Below are 2,634 nucleotides of genomic sequence, written 5' to 3' on the forward strand. Positions count from 1 at the left end.
TGGTATTGGCAATTCGCGTTTCCACCATCTTAGCTACGTGCTGGTTGGCATCATTGTAGAAGAGGGTTGGACTAGTGCTGCTTGCATCCTCGAAGTTTCCGTATGGAAGAAGACCTGATTTGACCAAGGCCTGGAACCCATTACAGATACCGATAATCAAGCCACCACGAGCGATAAAGCCATCAATGGCTGCACGCACTTTTTCATTGAGCAAGATATTGACAATAAACTTAGCTGATCCATCCGGTTCATCCGCAGCTGAGAATCCACCTGCAAAGAAGAGAATGTTTGCCTTGCCGATATTGTCAACCATGGTTTCAACTGACTTGACAATGGCTTCTCCATTCAAGGTCACGAATGGCACCAAGTTGACTTCTGCACCTTCTTTTTCAAAAGCTTTTGCTGAATCATATTCTGAGTTTGTTCCTGGGAAGACTGGGATGTAAACCACTGGTTTTTCAATGGTTTCCTTGGCTTTGATGACTGCGTCAGAAGCGACAGCTGGCACTTCTGCCAGTTCTTTAGCTTGAGCAAATTCAGTAGGGTAAACTTCTTCCAATTTTCCTTGAAAGGCACTGTCAAGTTTCTGTCCATCTAGCTTCACACTGTTGACAAGGAGTGTAAAGTCTGCTTTCGTTTGTCCAATCTTCTCTACTCCAGCGATTTCTTCAGGAGATGTGAAGACAAATCCACCCAATTGAGCTGTTAAAGAACTTTCAAGTTCAGGCAAGGTCACCTCTGCACCAATATGGTTCCCAAAGGTAGCAAGTGCCAAGCTTTCAAGGACACCTCCGTATTTAACAGCTGATGCAGATGTTACTTTGTGTCCAGCTTGGATGGTTTCAAATTGAGCAAAATTAGACTTGATAAAATCAAAATCAATCTCTTGTGCCAAGGATTGACCTGGGATGTAGTAGATGTTTTCACCGGCAGTCTTGAACTCAGGAGAAAGCACCTTACGGCTATCTGCTGTTGTCACCCCAAAGGCAACCAAGGTTGGCGGTACAGTCAATTCTTCAAAGGTACCAGACATGGAGTCCTTACCACCGATAGATGGCAAGCCAAGCTGGATTTGTGCTTCGATAGATCCTAGAAGAGCCGCTACTGGCTGACCAAAACGCTCTGCTTGTTTGTCCATCCGCTCAAAATACTCTTGGTAAGAGAAGCGAGCCTTAGACCAGTTTGCACCAGCAGCAACCAAACGAGCGGTTGCTTCGATAATCGCATAGGCAGCACCGTGGTATGGAGACCATTCTGCCACATAAGGGTTGAAACCTTGCGCCATGACAGACGCAGTATTGGTCACCCCGTGCTGAACTGGCAATTTCTGGACAGATGCCTCAGTTGGTGTGAGTTGGTAGCGACCACCAAGTGGGTGATTGACCGTTGAACGACCGACCGAGCAGTCAAAGATGGTCTGCAAGCCTTTTTGACTTGCATGGTTCAAATCAGACAGAACCGCAAGGGTATCTGCTTCAAGTGTGTTAGTACTTGTTGTGCGTTCTTCTGGGAGTTTGACATCCTTGTCCACAACCTTGGCATCAACGACTACGCGCACACCGTTTGTATCAAGGAAACGGCGTTCCAAGTCGACAATCGTTTCACCATTCCAGTGCATGACAAGATTTGGTTTTTCAGTCACTGTTGCCACAACAACCGCGTCAATATTTTCTTTATTACATTCCGCAACGAAGTCATCCACATCTTCAGGACGAACCACGACCGCCATCCGTTCTTGTGATTCAGAGATGGCAATTTCTGTACCGTTCAAGCCTTGGTATTTAAGAGGAACCTTGTTGAGGTCGATTTCAAGACCATCTGCCAATTCACCGATAGCCACACAGACACCACCTGCTCCAAAGTCATTGGACTTCTTGATGAGACGAGTGACATCTCCATTACGGAAAAGACGTTGAATCTTGCGCTCTTCGATGGCATTCCCTTTTTGAACCTCAGCACCAGCAGTCTCTACAGACTCAACTGTTTGAACCTTAGAAGACCCTGTCGCACCACCGACACCATCACGTCCAGTCTTACCACCGAGCAATATAATCACGTCACCTGCTTCCGGTTTTTCACGGACTACATTTCCCTTAGGAGCAGCACCGACAACTGCACCAAGCTCCATGCGTTTGGCTACAAAGCCTGGGTGGAAGTATTCACGAACGTAAGTCGTCGCCAGACCAATTTGGTTACCATACGAAGAATAACCATGAGCCGCTGTCTTCGAAATGACTTGTTGTGGCAATTTACCAGCGCGAGTTTCCGAAATCGGAGCTGTAATATCACCAGCACCTGAGATACGCATAGCTTGGTAAACATAAGAACGGCCTGACAATGGGTCACGAATGGCGCCACCGATACAAGTAGCCGCTCCACCAAATGGTTCAATTTCCGTTGGGTGGTTGTGGGTTTCGTTTTTAAACATGAGGAGCCAAGGTTCCTTGACACCATCAACGTCCACTTCGATTTCAACCGAGCAGGCATTGATTTCGTCAGACACTTCCATATCGTCCAAACGACCATTAGCACGCTCATAACGACCAAAAATAGTCGCCATATCCATCAAGGTTTGTGGCTTTTCAGACCGACCTAGTTCCTCACGCATGGCAATATACTTGTCATAAGTCGCTT

Annotated in this window: 1 protein-coding gene; it reads right to left on the reverse strand. The window is 46.8% G+C overall.

Features of this window, described 5'->3' with window-relative positions; all coding sequences use genetic code 11:
* The coding region (locus GMD4S_RS11805) for a phosphoribosylformylglycinamidine synthase (RefSeq protein WP_000962366.1) at positions 1–2,634 on the reverse strand (2,634 nt) is incomplete at both ends.

The sequence above is a fragment of the Streptococcus sp. GMD4S genome, assembly GCF_000296955.1.